At 52.7% G+C, this 16,464-nt stretch carries 18 protein-coding genes, 6 pseudogenes and 1 other annotated feature; of the genes and pseudogenes, 15 read left to right on the top strand and 9 right to left on the bottom strand.

Translation table 11 applies throughout. The features are described 5' to 3' along the window. Positions 1 to 129 (bottom strand): hypothetical protein, encoded by a 129-nt coding sequence (locus tag E5180_RS16000; RefSeq protein WP_302664658.1) that lies wholly within the window; start codon positions 127 to 129, stop codon positions 1 to 3. Here E5180_RS16000 and E5180_RS06550 point away from each other — a divergent pair. From E5180_RS06550 to E5180_RS06515, 8 genes are all read left to right on the top strand, one after another. Continuing rightward, positions 128 to 1,543: a TrkH family potassium uptake protein gene (locus tag E5180_RS06550; RefSeq protein ID WP_138923673.1), complete on the top strand. Its 1,416-nt coding sequence runs from the start codon at positions 128 to 130 to the stop codon at positions 1,541 to 1,543. The two genes, E5180_RS16000 and E5180_RS06550, sit on opposite strands and share 2 nt — an antisense overlap. 225 nt (positions 1,544 to 1,768) lie before the next feature. Beyond that, positions 1,769 to 1,918 carry an MgtC/SapB family protein gene (locus E5180_RS16045; protein WP_206338733.1) on the top strand — a complete coding sequence of 50 codons (150 nt, stop codon included), beginning with the start codon at positions 1,769 to 1,771 and terminating at the stop codon, positions 1,916 to 1,918. Positions 1,919 to 2,296: 378 nt separating this feature from the next. Continuing rightward, entirely contained in the window at positions 2,297 to 2,578 is a 282-nt protein-coding gene (locus E5180_RS06540; protein WP_138923672.1) for a TFIIB-type zinc ribbon-containing protein, read from the top strand. Between the two features lie 28 nt (positions 2,579 to 2,606). Continuing rightward, positions 2,607 to 3,068: a pentapeptide repeat-containing protein gene (locus E5180_RS06535; RefSeq protein WP_254700549.1), complete on the top strand. Its 462-nt coding sequence runs from the start codon at positions 2,607 to 2,609 to the stop codon at positions 3,066 to 3,068. A gap of 137 nt (positions 3,069 to 3,205) precedes the next feature. Further along, positions 3,206 to 4,171, top strand: coding sequence for a calcium/sodium antiporter (locus E5180_RS06530; RefSeq protein ID WP_138923671.1), 966 nt, complete (start codon positions 3,206 to 3,208; stop codon positions 4,169 to 4,171). Between the two features lie 92 nt (positions 4,172 to 4,263). After that, on the top strand, positions 4,264 to 4,842 hold the full coding sequence (locus tag E5180_RS06525) for an exopolysaccharide biosynthesis protein (protein ID WP_138923670.1): 579 nt from the start codon (positions 4,264 to 4,266) through the stop codon (positions 4,840 to 4,842). A gap of 110 nt (positions 4,843 to 4,952) precedes the next feature. Then, positions 4,953 to 5,369 (top strand): MgtC/SapB family protein, encoded by a 417-nt coding sequence (locus tag E5180_RS06520; RefSeq protein ID WP_206338732.1) that lies wholly within the window; start codon positions 4,953 to 4,955, stop codon positions 5,367 to 5,369. Positions 5,370 to 5,902: 533 nt separating this feature from the next. Then, positions 5,903 to 6,838, top strand: coding sequence for a YihY/virulence factor BrkB family protein (locus tag E5180_RS06515; protein WP_254700548.1), 936 nt, complete (start codon positions 5,903 to 5,905; stop codon positions 6,836 to 6,838). A gap of 87 nt (positions 6,839 to 6,925) precedes the next feature. Here the strand turns inward: E5180_RS06515 and E5180_RS06510 are convergent. The 4 genes and pseudogenes from E5180_RS06510 to E5180_RS06495 all read right to left on the bottom strand — a co-directional run. Further along, positions 6,926 to 7,324, bottom strand: a pseudogene (locus E5180_RS06510) (integrase core domain-containing protein); the annotation flags it as partial. Positions 7,325 to 7,352: 28 nt separating this feature from the next. After that, positions 7,353 to 8,512 (bottom strand): IS3 family transposase gene (locus E5180_RS06505; RefSeq protein ID WP_138922942.1). Its coding sequence is split into 2 segments (ribosomal slippage): positions 7,353 to 8,263 and positions 8,263 to 8,512, totalling 1,161 coding nucleotides; the frame shifts between segments, so codons are not numbered across the junction. Positions 8,513 to 8,575: 63 nt separating this feature from the next. Beyond that, positions 8,576 to 9,065, bottom strand: a pseudogene (locus tag E5180_RS06500) (helix-turn-helix domain-containing protein); the annotation flags it as partial. A 233-nt stretch (positions 9,066 to 9,298) separates the two neighbouring features. Continuing rightward, on the bottom strand, positions 9,299 to 10,327 hold the full coding sequence (locus E5180_RS06495) for a metallophosphoesterase family protein (RefSeq protein WP_138923669.1): 1,029 nt from the start codon (positions 10,325 to 10,327) through the stop codon (positions 9,299 to 9,301). Between the two features lie 224 nt (positions 10,328 to 10,551). Here E5180_RS06495 and E5180_RS15895 point away from each other — a divergent pair. From E5180_RS15895 to E5180_RS16100, 4 genes and pseudogenes are all read left to right on the top strand, one after another. Next, positions 10,552 to 10,827, top strand: a pseudogene (locus tag E5180_RS15895) (transposase); the annotation flags it as partial. An 8-nt stretch (positions 10,828 to 10,835) separates the two neighbouring features. Beyond that, complete coding sequence (locus E5180_RS15705; protein WP_171048908.1) at positions 10,836 to 10,997, top strand: hypothetical protein; 162 nt, start codon at positions 10,836 to 10,838, stop codon at positions 10,995 to 10,997. Beyond that, the gene (locus tag E5180_RS15890; RefSeq protein ID WP_138923667.1) at positions 10,994 to 11,314 is read left to right on the top strand and encodes an IS3 family transposase; all 321 of its coding nucleotides are present in this window, start codon (positions 10,994 to 10,996) and stop codon (positions 11,312 to 11,314) included. Before E5180_RS15705 ends, E5180_RS15890 begins: the two co-directional genes overlap by 4 nt. A gap of 10 nt (positions 11,315 to 11,324) precedes the next feature. Further along, complete coding sequence (locus tag E5180_RS16100) at positions 11,325 to 11,570, top strand: DDE-type integrase/transposase/recombinase (protein WP_441351437.1); 246 nt, start codon at positions 11,325 to 11,327, stop codon at positions 11,568 to 11,570. On the opposite strand, the gene E5180_RS06475 is transcribed toward E5180_RS16100, so the two are convergent. Then, positions 11,506 to 12,740 (bottom strand): IS3 family transposase gene (locus E5180_RS06475; protein WP_138923666.1). Its coding sequence is split into 2 segments (ribosomal slippage): positions 11,506 to 12,446 and positions 12,446 to 12,740, totalling 1,236 coding nucleotides; the frame shifts between segments, so codons are not numbered across the junction. The genes E5180_RS16100 and E5180_RS06475 overlap by 65 nt on opposite strands. After that, positions 12,337 to 12,453, bottom strand: a sequence feature (AL1L pseudoknot). Its footprint overlaps the gene before it by 117 nt. Before the next feature lie 48 nt (positions 12,741 to 12,788). Between E5180_RS06475 and E5180_RS06470 the strand changes: the two are divergent. Next, positions 12,789 to 13,094 (top strand): annotated as a pseudogene (locus E5180_RS06470) (transposase); the annotation flags it as partial. 134 nt (positions 13,095 to 13,228) lie between these two features. On the opposite strand, the gene E5180_RS06465 reads toward E5180_RS06470, so the two are convergent. Next, entirely contained in the window at positions 13,229 to 13,447 is a 219-nt protein-coding gene (locus E5180_RS06465) for a helix-turn-helix domain-containing protein (protein ID WP_441351442.1), read from the bottom strand. A 586-nt stretch (positions 13,448 to 14,033) separates the two neighbouring features. Between E5180_RS06465 and E5180_RS15700 the strand changes: the two are divergent. Both E5180_RS15700 and E5180_RS06460 read left to right on the top strand, forming a co-directional pair. Further along, a pseudogene (locus E5180_RS15700) lies at positions 14,034 to 14,186 on the top strand (IS3 family transposase); the annotation flags it as partial. Positions 14,187 to 14,190: 4 nt separating this feature from the next. Beyond that, positions 14,191 to 14,955, top strand: a pseudogene (locus E5180_RS06460) (IS3 family transposase); the annotation flags it as partial. Here E5180_RS06460 and E5180_RS16040 read toward each other — a convergent pair. Beyond that, the gene (locus E5180_RS16040) at positions 14,950 to 15,153 is read right to left on the bottom strand and encodes an SMODS domain-containing nucleotidyltransferase (protein ID WP_171048905.1); all 204 of its coding nucleotides are present in this window, start codon (positions 15,151 to 15,153) and stop codon (positions 14,950 to 14,952) included. The pseudogene E5180_RS06460 and the gene E5180_RS16040 sit on opposite strands and share 6 nt — an antisense overlap. A 710-nt stretch (positions 15,154 to 15,863) precedes the next feature. Next, positions 15,864 to 16,340 (bottom strand): hypothetical protein, encoded by a 477-nt coding sequence (locus E5180_RS06455; protein ID WP_138923664.1) that lies wholly within the window; start codon positions 16,338 to 16,340, stop codon positions 15,864 to 15,866. Positions 16,341 to 16,464 lie beyond the last annotated feature (124 nt).

Genomic DNA, 16,464 nt, shown 5'->3' with positions numbered 1-16,464 from the left:
CTAAGATTTGCCTTTTTGAGGTTTCACCGTCTGGTAAATGGCATCATCTTGTGACCAAGCTCCATAACGCGGGTCGATTTCCTTTCGCCAAGGCTTTGGAAAGCCAGTTTTAGAGACTTGGTCTATCATGAATTTCATCATTATGGTCAGTGGCATAACTTGTGTGACAATGGGGGGGTTGATGGGTCTTGTTGCCATCATTTTCCCGCAAACCGCTGGTGCTTTTGGTGAGAGCTTCCTCATTGCCGGTCTTTTGGGTGGTCTGATCCTAATCGCAAACGGCCGCCCCAAGATGTCTTTTCGCCCCCAGTTTGGGTTTCTTCTGACTGCCAGTGTCTGGATGATCGCAGCGCTGGCGGGTGCCCTGCCACTCTACTTGTGGGGGCTGTCGCCCGTGGATGCGTTCTTTGAAGCGATGTCTGGAATTACAACCACTGGCTCGACGGTCATGACGGGCCTCAATGAAACGCCACGGGGTATTTTGCTTTGGCGCGCGATGCTTCAGTCGATTGGCGGGATTGGGTTCATCGTCACTGGCGTCGCTCTACTGCCTATCCTCAAAGTTGGCGGGATGCAGCTTTTTCGCACCGAGAGTTCCGAAAAGGGCGACAAGGAATTCGGAAACGCTGCACGTTTCGCATTGGCAACACTAACGATGTACGGGATTCTTATGGGGTTATGCGCCATACTCTATGGTATTGGTGGCATGAAGCCATTCGACGCACTTACACATGCGATGACGACCCTCTCGACTGGAGGGTACTCGAATTATGATGCTTCCTTCGGGTATTTTGACAGCGCCTTTCTGCAATATACGGCAACCGTGTTCATGTTATTGGGTGGGTTGCCTTTCGCCTGGTACATCCGGGTAATCCTGAAACGATCATTCAGGAGTGGCCAGGTTGGTATGCTTTTGACCTTCGTTCTGAGTACGAGCGTTCTCCTTACGATATGGTTGACCATAACCTCAGGAAAACCCATCGAGCAGGCTTTCCGTGAATCCGTTTTCAACGTTGCCTCGGTTGTTACAACAACAGGGTTCGCGACGACAGACTATACCACCTGGGGGTCCTTCGCTGTAGCTACGTTTGTTATCCTGACCGTCGTTGGTGGCTGTACTGGTTCAACATCGGGTGGTGCCAAGATGATGCGCTGGATTGTCTTTTTCCGCGCAACGCAAGCTGAACTTGCACACGTTCGCACACCCCATGTGGTCGCATTTGCCCGCTATGAAGGCAGAAAGATCGAAGACGATGTAATTTCAAGTGTAATAACGTTCTTTTTATTTTATTTTGGTACAATGGCCGTCCTCGCTATTTCTCTCAGTCTTCTGGGACTCGATTTCCAAACGGCAGTCAGCGGCGCATTGACGGCAGTTGCAAACGTTGGGCCTGGCGTTGGCCCAATTATTGGCCCCGCAGGCAACTTTCAGTCTCTAAGTGATCCCGCAAAGACGCTCTTGGCCATCGGCATGTACCTCGGCCGTCTGGAACTGCTAACTGTTTTCGTTCTGCTAACGCCACTCTATTGGCGTGAAATATAGATGTCAGGCGTAAGAGCACTGCGGTTATGAACGTGTAAACTTTCGAACAGAGTAGGGTTTCGCAATGGGGCAGGAAATCTGGGCTACGACCTTGAGTGAATGTCTCTGACACTCCCGATTTGTCTACCATAACGCGCATTACTCTGGGCCTGGTGCTTGCTGCGGTTCTGGGCGGCATGCTTAGGTTTGAACTCAAATCTTGGAGCGTCGGGGGGACGGACACATATGCTGGTGGCTGTAGGTGCGGCGCTCTTCGTAATTAGACCCTTGCAGAGTGGTATGCCCATGCCGGATATGTCGCGTATCAAACAGGGGGTTGTTCAGGGGATTGGTTTTCTGGGCGCTGGCGCGATAATCGTCCGTGCCAGTCAGTAAAAAATCCAAGGACTGACCACAGATGTAAACATTTGGACGACCGCAGCGATCGGTATGTTGCAGATCTCGGCTGGGAGGCCACTGCCGTCCTGTCGACGGCAATAATACTGATGAAAGCCACCCCGTCTCGAAGGGCCTATCTCATCAGCCAGGCCGCCATTCGCGCGCTGAGCCATGAAACGACTTCTGCAAATCGTGTTTAATATATTGTGTGTTTGAAAGCGAAACAGATACATGAACTCGGCAACCTGCGCCACAGAAGTGGAGCTCCTGAAGCGGTGATTCAGGCTCGATTTGTAGAAAACAAAATCGCGGTTCAAGGTTGTGCTTCACGGTTGTCACCCCCAGATAGTTAGCACCTATGAAGGAGAGTGACTGATGCAGTGTCCAATTGACGGAACCCAGCTTGTGATGACGGATCGCTCCGGCGTCGAGATCGACTATTGCCCGCAATGTCGCGGCGTTTGGTTGGATCGGGGTGAGTTGGACAAGATAATCGAGCGTGGAAACTCTTCATCTACTCCGCGAGAGGTCGCCCGCTTTCGTGACGACGGCCGGGATGATAATCGCCATCGTGACCTCAGCCAAAGCGACAGCGACGGTAAACCTTATAAGAAAAAGCGGCGCGAAGGCTTTCTTGGCGAACTGTTTGATTTTTAGGACGCCTCACAGAGCAGGACTGGATCACTTGGAAATATTTATAGCCCGGCCCGGGCGTGCGGGGCTTCTTGGCGCTCTTTTTTCGCTGTTTTTGAGCCCTGCCAGTGCACAGGAAACAGGTGGAGAGGAGCAGTTGCGCATGCTCGGCAAATGCCGTGGCTGTGTATTTGAGGAACTGGACTTGTCTGGTCAAAAGCTTACGGCCATTGACCTGTCGGAATCCACAATACGGGATGTCAATTTTTCCGAAGCAAGATTAAATATTGCTTTATTTGACAACGCCACACTTGAGAATGTTTCATTTGAGTCTGCTGATCTGACGGGTGTCAGTTTCTCCGGGGCGCGACTTATCAACGTGTCATTTGAAAACGCAAACCTTAAAGCCGCAGTCTTCGAAGACGCAATTCTGGAAAGAACCAATCTCGAAGCGGGGTTATTATGCATGACGCAAATGCCGAACGAAACAACCGACAGAAACGAGTGTGACTAAAGTGGCCCGTCCTACTTCGTCGCAAAGAAAGGTCTCTGACCCAACAGGTCCCCCTCGCAAACAGAGTCATGACTTGTTTGGTGATCTCACCCTTCTGTAACTCGAACGCTGCGGCGGCTCTAAACCTGGATAAGTAAATGCTTCACGATCTTCTCTTGGTGGCCGCTGGCCTTGTTCTTCTTTTTGTTGGCGGCGAAGGCCTCGTGCGGGGCGCTGTTGCCATCGCCGAGCGCTTTGGCATTTCCAAGCTTCTGATCGGGCTTCTCATCGTGGGGTTTGGTACATCGACGCCGGAATTTTTGGTGTCCGTAAATGCTGCACTTGATGGATCCCCAGAGCTTGCTCTTGGCAACGTGGTGGGATCAAACATCGCAAATATCCTGCTTATCGTGGGGGTTGCAGCGGTTATCACGCCAATTATCGGCTGGGACCGAACTGCCGTCCGCGAGGCGCTTGTTTCCACGCTCGTCGCTTTGGCAGTCGTGGGGCTTGTTCAGGGCGATGTGATCAGCCGCATGCAAGGGATCACTATGCTGGTGGTTCTGGCTGGGTATCTGTTTTCGACCTACTGGATCGAAAAACGGGACCGGAAAGCAAAAAGCTTCCAGCATGAGGCCGAGGCATTTGAAGACATTCCCATGGAACGCCCCTGGCAAGCCCCGCTGTTCGTGCTCGCTGGTATTGCGGCCCTTGTCTTTGGGGCTGATTTTCTGGTTCAGGGGTCGGTGTCTATTGCACGCGCATACGGCGTCTCAGACGCGGTGATCGGCCTTTCTCTGGTTGCGATCGGCACGTCCCTGCCAGAGCTCGCCACTGCCGTCGTTGCCGCGATCCGCAGACAGTCTGATGTTGTGCTGGGCAATGTCATTGGCTCGAATATTTTCAATATTCTCGCCATTCTTGGCATAACAGTCGTGATCCAACCCATTGGTGTGAACGCCCGGTTCCGTGAAATAGATACCCCGCTTATGTTGGGGGCCAGCCTGTTACTGCTGGGCCTTCTCTTCGCGACACGCAGCATTGGGCGAATATGGGGTGTGCTGATGCTGTTGGCATATGCTGCCTACATGATCTTTCTGTTTTTGACAGGAACGGCCGCATAATTGTTTTAAGCCACTATGGACCGTACTGGATCGACAGGGTTTTCTAACACCTCTTTCGATTGCGCGCCTGAAACTGTCGACAAGGACATATTGTGTCAGAGGACAAAGCAATCTTGACCGCTATTGTGGACCGTGTCGTTGAGGCGACCCACAAAGAACAAGTGGATATCAATGATCTGGTGCAAGCCATTGGGCATGCGAGTTTCACCCCGGTGTTACTGCTCCCGGCTATTGCTGTTGCGACACCGCTGAGTGGTATCCCATTGTTCTCAACTCTGATGGGGGTTTTGATATTTCTCGTCGCGGTGCAAATGTTATTGCTCCGGGATCGTCTTTGGCTTCCACAATGGCTCTTACGACGCCAAACTAATAGTGCGCGTGTGAGGTCTGTCTTCCAACGGCTGCGTCCAGCATTAGCGTGGCTGGACACCCATACACATGCCCGATTGACTGTCTTCGTGCATCGCCCGTTAATATTCATTCCCCAAATAGTGTGCGTTCTATCCGGCCTTGTGATGCCCTTTTTGGAGTTTGTCCCGTTTTCGTCTTCTTTGGTTGGTGGCGCAGTAGCATTGCTCGCTTTCGGCATGTTGGCCCGTGACGGGTTGTTCGTTATGCTCGGTCTTACAGTTTATGTTAGCCCTGTTTTATTGATGTTTTACGTCACGTGATTGCGTAATGCCCTTCTTACGAAAGGTGGGCGTTTAGCCTTCAGGTTGGTTTGCTGGCATGGCTGACCCAGTCGGACGCTCATTACTCGGCTAAATTGAAGGAAACCGCCATGTGGCAAGAAATCTGGACGGCCATTGTTACCGAATTTTCCGACATTCCCGACCTGTCCACTATGACGCGGATTGTGCTGCGCTTGGTGCTGGCTGCAATTTTGGGTGGCATTTTAGGCTATGAACGCGAGCTCAAAGCAAGCAGCGCTGGTGTGCGGACGCATATGCTGGTGGCCGTTGGTGCTGCACTTTTTGTTATTGCCCCCTTACAAAGTGGTATGGAAATTTCGGACATGTCGCGCGTTTTGCAAGGTATTGTCCAAGGTGTTGGGTTCTTGGGTGCTGGAGCAATCATAGTCCGTGCCGGTCAGCAAAAAATAAGAGGGCTGACCACGGCGGCAAACATCTGGGCAACGGCGGGGACGGAGTGGTCGTTGGACTTGGCCTGGAAGCGACCGCAGTCCTCTCAACAGTAGTCGTGCTGACCATTCTGGCTGTTGTGCCCCACATCGTGCCGCCAGCAGATCAAGATGACATTTAACAGAATAGACCGTAACTCTGAGTATGTGCCCTAAAACGTTTCGGGGATAATGGTTCCAAAAACCACCCTTTGTTGAACGACTTTCACCGAAGCCGACATTGGTGCCGCCGCAGCGAAAGCTCGCTTTGTCCGCAGACCGACGTTTAAGCGGTGAGTATGCTGCGCGATGCACGGATGGCTGGTTCGACGGGCCGCAGCGCAGCATGTCGACCAAAGGGTGAAAGGCGGCAATGGGCCGTTCGCGTCGCCCAATTTTTTTGTGCATTCGCAAAATGCTGCGGGACCGCATTCGTAAACAAGCTTGAAGGCAACTGCCTTCGCGTGGTGTGAAACCGTATTACCAATAGTGATAAGCGTGGGCTTTTCGCTGTCGACTTCACGGTGGTGCCTCCTGCATGACAAAGATATCCTTTATTCAATCCCTGCTTTTCGTAGCGTGAGGGTTTCCTATCGAAGCAGGATTAGATCGTGAACGCCAAGTCGCCTCAGCATTCAGGACGCGAGATCGTCATGACCCACGGGGTTCTCAGTGAGAACCCAGAAGTTTTATTCTATGGCAAGGGGTGGCGCGTCATGCGAGCAGTGCTCCATGAAGCGATCCTGCGACTTTGGAACGACGATGCGTTCGGCCTGGCAGGCAATGTCGCTTTCCGAGCTTTGCTGGCGCTCTTTCCATTCCTGATTTTTACGAGCGCGATGACGGCCTTCATCGGAGATCGCGCAATGGCGGATCATTTGGTAGATTTTCTGATCGCCATCGTGCCATCCCCCCTCATTGAGCCGCTCGTTTCAGAAGTCGAAAAAGTTATGATGGTGCCGCGTGGTGGTGTTCTCAGCATTGGTATCCTGCTAACGATCTGGTTCGCGGTTGGGGGCGTTGACGGTGTACGAGTGGGTCTCAACCGCGCCTACGGAATTCGCGAAACCCGATCAATTGTTGTGGTCTACGGATTGCAAATCGCCATGGTCGTCCTCGCCAGTCTGGTTTTGGTGACCGTTGGCTACCTGCTGGTTCTCGCCCCGCGGGCCGGGTCTTGGATGCACGCGCTTATACCAGGCTTCGATCCCGCGTCGGTTACTGTAAGGTTGATCCGTTTTCCGGCTTCGGCAACCATTTTTCTTGTTGCACTCCTTTCAGCACATGTGTTGCTGCCAGCCCGTCGGACCAAGTTTTCCAACATCTGGCCGGGAGTCATCTTCACAGCAGTCGCCTGGACGCTCCTTGCCACTGCCTTCGCGTTCTACGTTGGCCGCTTTGGCACCTACGCCAGCTATTACGCCGGCATGGCGGGGATCATCGCCGCTCTTTACTTCATGTATCTTGCGGCACTCCTCCTGATCTTCGGAGGGGAGCTTAATCGTGCGCTACGGATCAGGCGTCTTGCTCGTGCTTTGGGCGACTAAGGACCTAACGCTGGAAGTTAAAGCGGATCCAACTGACTAGACACTCTCAGGCTGTAACCTGGACGGACCTGCGGGACAATTTCTGGGTTACTGTAGCTTGTCTCTGAGAGCTTCGTAAGGGGTTTGCACGTTGTGGGCACCGTGCGGTCTGACGAAGCTGTGTAACCGTTCCCATTCGTCGAGTTTGGCCACGAGATCGACGTCACCTTTGTAGCTGAGAAGTTGGTAAAATGTCTGCTGATCGGATCGGTGTGAGCGCTCGACTTTGCCGTTGAGCTGCGGAGCCTCGTTTGATGTAGGCGTGTCTGATGCCGAGGTTTCGACATGCCAATGGAATTTGGCTTGGAACTCGTGGCCGTTATCTGTCCGAATTTCACGGATGCGAAACGGGAACTTTTCGATAATGTGATTAATGAAGTCGACCGCGCTTGCCTGCGTGTGTTTCTCATAAATCTTGAGAGCACGAACTCGAGTTGCGTCATCGATGGTGACCTGCCCCCCGAGGCTCCCTCATTCATAACGAGAGTTTGCGGGTCTGGGTTTCATATTCTTCGTCGTCAGTTTGGGCAAGCGCGTCTTGCGCGGAGCCCTCAAATTGCTCAAGCGCTCGACGAGCTTCTGCCGGTGTTTGGTTCCCAAGCGATGAGTGCGGCCTGACGTTGTTGTAGTCGTATCGCCAGAGTGCCAGCTTGCGACGGGCGTCATCCAACGTATCGAAGATTTCCTCATTCAACAGCTCGTCGCGCAGGCTGCCATTGAAGCTTTCTATGAAGCCATTCTGCTGGGGTTTGCCGGGGTCGATGTAATGCCAATCAACGTCGTTATCACCGGCCCATTTTAGGATCGCACGACTGGTAAACTCCGTGCCGTTATCACTGACAATGCAGGCAGGCTTTCCATAAATACGGACAAGCGCGTCAAGTTCCCGCGCGACACGAGCGCCCGAGATGCTGGTGTCAGCCACCAAGCAGAGGTTCTCGCGGCAACAATCGTCGTTTACAGCCAGCATGCGGAACTTGCGTGACGCGCCGAACGTATCCGACACAAAATCTAAGGACCAACGCTCGCCAGGACGCAAAGCAACCGGCATTGGTGTCCGCGAGCCACGCGCACGCTTGCGGCCCCTGCGCCGTCTAACGCCCAGCTTTTCTTCAGTATAAAGGCGATACAGTTTCTTGTGGTTCATGATCCTTCCCTTGCGTTCCAGCAGCACACCGATCCGGCGGTAGCCAAAGCGCCGTCGCTTGCTGGCAATCGCTTTCATCTCTTCGCGAACTTCTGGATTATCCGGTGACTGATCGCGCCGGACGGTCTTGGGATCGACACCGACAAGCCTGCACGCCCGGCGCTGCGAGATATCATGGTCTCGCATTGCCTTGCGTGCTGCGGCCCGTCGCACATTCGGTGTCGTCAGTTCTTTCCCAGCAAATCCTTCAACACAACATTGTCCAACATCGTGTCCGCCAGAAGGCGCTTCAGCTTGGCGTTCTCATCCTCCAGCGATCTAAGGCGATGAGTATCAGAAACGTTCATGCCACCATATTTGGCTTTGAACTTGTAGAACGACGCGGGACTCAAGCCATGCCTGCGGCACACCTCTGCCGTCGGCATGCCAGCTTCCTGTTCTTTGATCATTCCGATAATTTGGGCTTCAGTAAAACGGCTCTGTCGCATCTGTTTGCTCCTTCGAAGGTTGAGCAAACTCTACATTAAACTGAGGGAAGTTTCGGGGGGCAGGTCATTCGCAGTGAATTGAAATCGGCGCACTTTCTCGCCACTTTTTCCTTTGAAGGTCAGAAACTTAACGCCCACTTGGATATGATGGCCGGGTACCTGTTTCTGATAGCGCTTGGTGTGTAGCTTACGCATTCGTGTGCCTCTGGGCAGCCGATTGAGGCCATTGCGCTTGAGGATGCAGTAGACCCCTGCATCCGAGATTTTGATGCTGTGGTACTGTGCCAAGTACCAGACGATCCTGATCGGCCCCAGATGATACTTCCGGCGCAGATACAGTATCTTCTCAACGATCTCGGGCGGCGTTTGATTGGCCGGGTTCTTTGGAATTGATTTGTCATTCTTCAAACCGGCTTCGCCATGCTTTTGATAGGCATCACGCCATCTGTAGAAGCTGGATCTCCCAATCCCAAAATACCGGGGCATTCCCGATCTTCTCGGCGTGCTGGAGCACTTTAAGCTTGCGCTGGATGTCTCGTTCTTCGTTCGTCATGAAAACTTCCTCCACCCCAAATTGGGTAATTTACAGAAAGTGTCCCGAGAGTCCGTACATATCTACACGTCGGACTGGATAATATTGCTACGATGAACGGGTCAGGTAAAAGCGCTAAACTTACTCGCGTGCAGCCGCAAACTTTTAATGTGAGCGCCCTAGATAGGGAACGTTTCCCCTAATTGTGCGGCACGGGTAAACGAAATGGAACGTTCGTTTTTAAAATTTTGAAATTACGAACAAGTCAGGTGGCCTCTCGATACTTCATCAGCATCCATGCCGCCGACGTACGACCAATCGACGGCATTTTCACCAAAATCCAACTTAAGAATTCCAGCAACCTTGGTGACTATTTCGGCAGTTCGATTGTTGCCGGGAATTGCTTGATTGGTGACTTTACCACCGGCACCGGCTACAAACACCGTCGTTCCCCCTCTCGAAGGACGACCATCACCATTAAGCGGGACCGTCCGTTCGAAAAAATGATTGTGTCCATTAAGAACGAATATAGCCCCAGCGTCAGCTACTTTCGAAAACAGCAGTCTGGCATTGTTTGAGGCGCTGCGCTCGACTGCCGAGAACGCTGGTTTGTGAAAAAATGCCCCGATGCACTTGTCCTGATTGTTGGACAGCAAATCGTCAATCCAGAGAGCTTGCTGAGAACCTCGAGAGGCGTCAACCTCGCTATTCAATGAAAGAATGATCCATTTCCCCGCCTGAAGAGCATAATAGCCATTCCGGTCCGGACCAGCACGGTCGGCCCAATAGTCGAAATATCCATATGCGCCAATCGACTGATATTCATGGTTACCGGGTGTAGGCCAAGTTCGCTGTTTTGCTTGCCCCCAGTAGGGATCATAACAGTCGCTGAATGATACTGGCTCACCGCGTTTGTAGGCGAGATCCCCGAGTGCGAGCACCGGCAGATCGGAAAACTTGTTCAAGATGGAAGTCGTCACCAGCATCCCTTGATTGGGCTCAGGAGCCGGTCGCTCTATCCCTAGGGCATACCGGATATTTCGGTTAAGCCGGTCAATACCTCCGTTCACGCGACAGGCCGCTATATCGCCGGCAGCCAGCAGGGAAAAAGTGTTCGAGGTCGTCAATTTATGAACCCGGTCAGGGTCAAATATTTTGCTTTCTTTTGCGCTGCTAAACCTGCCAAGAGTCGACGCCGCCATCGATAACAGAGCGCCTTCAGTCGCTGCAAACACAATAGCTGCTGCTACAAGCCCCAAGTACCACCCTGCTTTTCCAAACATGCTTGCCCCTTTTGTACAGGGGTAACCTCGATACGGTAGCGATACGTTTACCAAAGGGTTACCAAACCGTAATGTTGGTTAGGCAGCTCGGGTCCAAAAATGTTAAGGTACGGGCTCATCTGGATTTGAGCTACCCCCCGAAAATCGGACACTGACGTAAGCTGCGATTTGTAGTCTGCTGATCTTCAACACGAAGGAGATCAGATAGGTCGAAACGGAAGCAACATCATCCAGAGTTTAAGGCCAAGGTGGCGTTAGAGGCGCTGAAGGGTGAAGAGACGGTGAGCGAGCTTGCCAGCCGGTTTGGGGTTCATCCGACGATGATCCATCAATGGAAGCGGGCACTGCTTGAAGGCGCATCAGGGGTCTTCGAGCGGGGCAGCCGGAAAGCACCGGAAGTCGATGAAGAGCAGGTCAAAGATCTACATGCCAAGATCGGGGAGTTGGCCGTCGCCAACGATTTTTTGGCCAGAAAGCTCAAGCCTTGGACCGGCAGGTGAGGCGCAGGATGATTGAGCCGAACCTATCAAGTCTGTCAGTCAGCAAGCAGTGTGCGTTGCTGTCGATCTCGCGGTCGTCGTTTTACTATGATCCCAAGGGCGAGACGGAGAGGAACCTCGATCTGATGCGGCTGATCCATTGCCCGGCAGTCGAAACGCAGTTTCGATGAGAGGGGACAAGCAGTTCCTGGAGACCCCGTTTTACGGAGTGCGTCAGATGACATGGCATTTGCGCAATGAAGATCATCTGATGAACGAAAAGCGGATCAGGCGTTTGATGCGGCTGATGGGGCTCATGCCGATTTATCAGAAACCCAACACCAGCAAGGCTGCGAAAGGCCATAAGATTTACCCCTATCTGCTGCGTGGGCTGCGCGTGGACCGGCCCAACCAAGTCTGGTGCGCTGACATCACCTATCTACCGATGCGGCGAGGCTTTCTGTATTTGGTTGCCATCCTTTGCCCGACAGGGTTATGCGCAGCATGATCCCGAAAGGGTGGACTGGCACACCCGCAAGGTGTTGGCGTGGCGCATATCAAACACGCTGGAAGCGGAGTTCTGCGTCGACGCCCTGAACGAGGCCATCCACAAATTTGGTTTGCCACAGATCATGAATACGGATCAGGGAAGCCAGTTTGAACCGCCCCTTGTTTGCCGGAGAGCGTTTGGTTCGAATGTTAGGCTGCTTTTTCATTTGGGTTCAAGGTTGCATAGAACATCTCCTCTGCTTCATGCGGCGTGACATATCCGATGGCGCTGTGCAGGCGCTTGGTGTTGTACCAATCGACCCATTTCAGCGTTTCCCATTCAAGCTGGCCCATTGATTTCCATGGGCCGAGCAACTTTGTAACCTCAGTTTTGAACAGGCCAATGATGCTTTCAGCGAGGGCATTATCGTAGGAATCTCCCACGGTTCCGACAGATGGATCGATCCCAGCGTCCGCCAATCGCTCAGTGTATTTAATGGACAAATATTGAGATCCGCGGTCGGAATGATGTATCAACCCGCCGCCTTTTTCAGGGCTGCGCTGACAGATCGCCTGGTTCAAGGCATCAAGCACAAAGGCTGTTGTCATCGATGTTGAGACCCGCCAACCGACGATCCTTCGAGAAAAGACGTCGACAACAAATGCGACGTAAACCATGCCCTGCCATGTGGAAACATAAGTGAAGTCACTGACCCAGAGCTGGTTTGGGGATTGTGCTTTGAATTCGCGGTTCACTTTATCGTCCGGACACGGCTGAGAGGCATCGGGGTTCGTCGTGATGACTGGCTTGCCGCGAACAACGCCCTGTAATCCCATAACTTTCATCAAGCGTTCGACAGTGCATCGGGCGATGTCCTTGCTCTCACGGCGCAGCTGGTGCCAGACCTTTCTGGTGCCATAACGGCCACGACTTTCATCGTGAACGCGCCGGATTTCCACGCTGTCCGTTACGTCTTGGCGCGCCCTGTTTGAGGCGAGCCGGGGGTCTCGTCTGATCGCCAAATTTGTATAGTAGGACGATGGTGCGACCCGCAAAATCTTGCAGATCGACCCGACACCAAAGTCTGTGCGGTAATCTTTAATGAATGAAATCATTTCCTGAACGGGCGGTCGAGTTCCGCCTGAGCAAAATACGCGGAAGCCTTCTTCAGTATCTCATTTGCTTGGCGCAGTTCCCGAACCTCACGCTCAAGCTCTTTGATCCGGGCCTTTTCCTCACTGGTGGGACCGTTGCGGGCACCAGCATCGCGTTCAGACTGACGACACCACCCCCGTAGGCTATCTGGCGCACAGCCCAGCTTGGGTGCAATTGCCTGATAAGCAGCGTTGTCACTGCGATATTCCGAGCGTTGTTCATTGAAAAGCCGAACGCCGCGCGCGCGGAACTCAGCCGTATAAGACGGGGTATGTTTGCGTTGTGTCATAAGGGTCATCCTTGGAGAGTTTTACTCTCCGGTAAACCCGGGGCGGTTCAGTTCACGTCATTTGCTTGGACCGACCGCCTGCGTCGATCCGGCATCCGCATCTCAATGGACGGCAAAGGCCGGTTCCTCGACAATATCTTTGTCGAACGACTGTGGCGGTCTCTGAAATACGAGTGCGTCTATCTGCATGCTTGGGAAACCGGCTCAGAAGCTAAGGCTGGCGTCAGAAAGTGGATCGAGTTCTACAATCACAAGCGACCGCATTCCGCCCTTGGCGGTAAACCACCCGCTGTGATCTATTGGCAGCGAAACGAAACAACCAACCCCGATCAGCAGGTGCAAAGAGTAGCTTAAATCACGCCAGATCCTGTCCAACTAATGGGGAGTAGCTCAATTAAAGGAGCGGCATAAAACCGTGACACGTCAATTGTGTCTATCAATATTAAGCTACTCAAGGTCATTAAAGATGATCGGTACGAAGGCGGGTATCACAACCGTATTGGCGAGCCTTCATACAACTTTAGAAAGAAAAGCTCATAATCGGCACTGGTTACCTTAAGTATGACGCAAAGCTCTACTGGGTCCAATCGCCGCTCCCCAAGCTCGTACTTAGCAACATAGGATGCTGGCTTTCCAAGTATTTTAGCAAGTTTTGCCTGAGACATACCTGCCTCTAGCCTAACCCTAACGATCTCTTGCCGAAGCAATCGGTATGCATCTGTGTGAACTGCGCCTGCCAAGCTGCTTGCTCCTGAAAGCCTAGACAAGCACCCATACCTCAGTCATAGATTGCTCCCAAAATGGGAGCGACCTATGACTGAGCTAAAAATGACGTTAACCCGACAAAACACTAGACCGAGTGTGCTGCTACCTTTCCACCTCGTGTGGTTTGGTAGGTTGTCAAAAAGGCAAGGCTCGATAGCTTTCCAAAAGCGTCTGATAGTAAAAAACACGCAAAAGGGATCAGCGCTTTCTGGTCAACAAGTATGTTTGTCAAAACGCGGTCTACGACAATTGGACCCAATCTTAATATCGAAAAAAACCGATGCGCCTTCCTTATTTGCATATCTTCTAGAAAGAGATGGTCATGTCACCAGTGAACCATTTTACATCTACGCAGACACGCCATTGGCCTTATACTGGGGCTATTCACACCCCATTTGAGATATAGTGCAGCTAAAAACTTAACTTCAGCGCATGATGAAATGCTTCGCTTTGAGGGCTGTTCCGACGACCTAGCCGCGACTGAACTGCCTCTTGTTTGCCGGAGACCCAGAAGCAAGGATACTGGCTATGGAAAAGAACGAGTGTGGAAACAGATATTCACCTCAAGTGCGCGAACGTGCCGTGCGGATGGTATTCGAACATAAGGGTGAATTTGACAGCCACTCTGCAACGATCAAATCGATTGCACCTAAGATTAGTTGTGGGCCGGATACCCTGCGTGCGTGATGTACGCAAGGAGATGCAGGAGATTGTCGGCAAGCGGCGTCGGTTCGGCTACCGTCGGATCGGCGTTTTGCTCGAACGTAAAGATGTGATCATGAACCACAAGAAACGTTATCCGCTATACTGGGACGAAGGGCTTTCAGTGAAACGACGCCGCGGTCGCAAGCGGGCCCAAGGCATACGCACTCCTATGCCGCAGGCGGTGCACCCCAATGCACGGTAGTCGCTGGACTTTCTCTCCGATAGCTTCGGGGCTTCACGGAAGTTCCGTATCCTAGCGGTGATCGACGCCTGCAGCCGTGAGAACTTGGGCCTAATTGCAGACACCAGCATCTCCGGCGCGCGTGTCGCTCGGGAACTGGACGCGCTGGTGCGGATCTACGAAAAGCCCGCTTGTATTGTCAGCAACAACGCGACCGAGTTCACCAGTCGGGCCATCCTGCGATTGGCCAACCAGAACGCAATTCCATGGCATTACATCGATCCCGGCAGGCCAAAGCAGAACGCCTTCATCGAGTCATTCAACGGCAGCCTGGGCGACGAACTGCCGAATGAGGAGATCCTCGACAGTTTGGATGATGCTCGGCGGAAGCTGGCCCTCTGGCGCTACGACTACAACACCGTCAGGCCGCACTCATCGCCCAGAAAACAGACGCCACAGCAAGCGCGGCAGGCGTTTGAGCAATTTGAGGTCTCCGCGCCCACCGCGCTTGCCCAATCCGGAACCCCCAACTATCAAAAACAAACCTGCAAACTCTCATTATGAGTGAGGGACCAATGGGGGCAGATCAGTGTCGTGCGCCCAAGAACCATGCTCGACAAAGGTTGAAATCTGCGGCTCCCAATCGGAGTCGCGTATAAAATTCTTGATCGTGGTAACCCGCGTCTTTAGTTGACCAAGTCGGGTTTGATTAAGGTTGACGGTATCCGAAAGGAAGTTCCTAAAGTCGGCCACATTTTTCATTAGTACGCTTCCAAAGTTCTAATTGCATAAATAATATCAGTTTGTTGGCGTAAATCGATTTTCGGCATGTGTTGTACAGCGTTCTTGCTTCTACCAATATTACTCGCCTACCAGCAAATCTTCCGGCAGAGGAGAGTTATCTTTCATCTCGGAATCACACACTGGTCGACGATTGAGTAAATAGCAGTTCCCGAATAGGGGCGTTAGACGTATTGAAATATTGGCAATAGGACAGGAACGTGATGTTATGTTTGCGTTGCCGTATAAGGGCGCGTTAACAGCGAGGCTGCTTCTATCAAGCCTTCATTGACCTAGCAAACGACCTTTTAGTGGATCTTCCGAAAGTTCCCACAACTAACAACGTGTTGCCGGTGGCTAGCCACAGGAGAGCTGCGCTGAGAAATATGTGACCTACTGATAGTCAGCGGATTTAGTATCAGTAGGCTAATAAGTATGAAATCCCTTGACCTACTGACCCCAATGGAAGGTCAAAACGCCATAAGAGATTGAGCCCGACAGCAACCGGTCAATCAATCAGTAGTTTTTACACCCCCTACAACGGTTCGAGTCCCTTCACCCGCACCACTTTTCTCATATTTATACTGCTGAAATATGTCGTCTTGGTGCCGCGTGGCGGCTTTGGCCTGATCTGTGTGTCGAAACCAATGCGTCGCGCCCAAAGATGTCGGGCGCGACGGGATTTGCGTGGGTTATGCCGCTGCTTTTAGCGGTTTGACGGCTTTATCGGCGACGGGCTCAGCGATAGATTTCGCCGATGCTGCCTCGGTTGGGGCGTTCGATTTCAGCAGTGCCGACAGGTAGGATTTATTAGCCTGTTGGGGCGAGCTGCTGACCGGTGCGATCTGGTCGATCAGGCTGCGTGCCTGTGCGGCTTCGATGCGGGCTTCTGCGGCGGCGCGGGCTTGCGCCTCGCTCATGCCGGTGTCTTTCGCATCTGGCGTGGCAGTGGCGGATGCCGGTGCCTCGGTAGTTTGCGCTTTCTGTGCAGGGGCCGCGGCCTGTGACGACTGCGCCGGAGCAGCTTCGGCAGAAGGCTGCGTTTCTTGCGCGGCCTCCTGATTGCTTTGTGTTTCGGCTTCGTTGGTTTCGGCCGTGTCTTTTTGCGTCTCGGCCGCTTTGGGCTGGGACTGCTGGCTAGAGCCAGAGAAAAGTGAACTTACTAACATAGATGTGCCTTTTCAGTTGGTTACCTACATGACTGAAGCAACTGCCTGATCGGTGTGGCGAAAAAATGGTGCAATTGAGGTATATACAAAGCCTCAATACCCGTCGGGGTGGAATGGGGCGCGG

It is taken from the genome of Sulfitobacter sp. BSw21498 (assembly GCF_006064855.1).
Taxonomy (GTDB): Bacteria; Pseudomonadota; Alphaproteobacteria; order Rhodobacterales; family Rhodobacteraceae; genus Sulfitobacter.
This window is presented reverse-complemented; position numbering and strand designations above follow the sequence as displayed.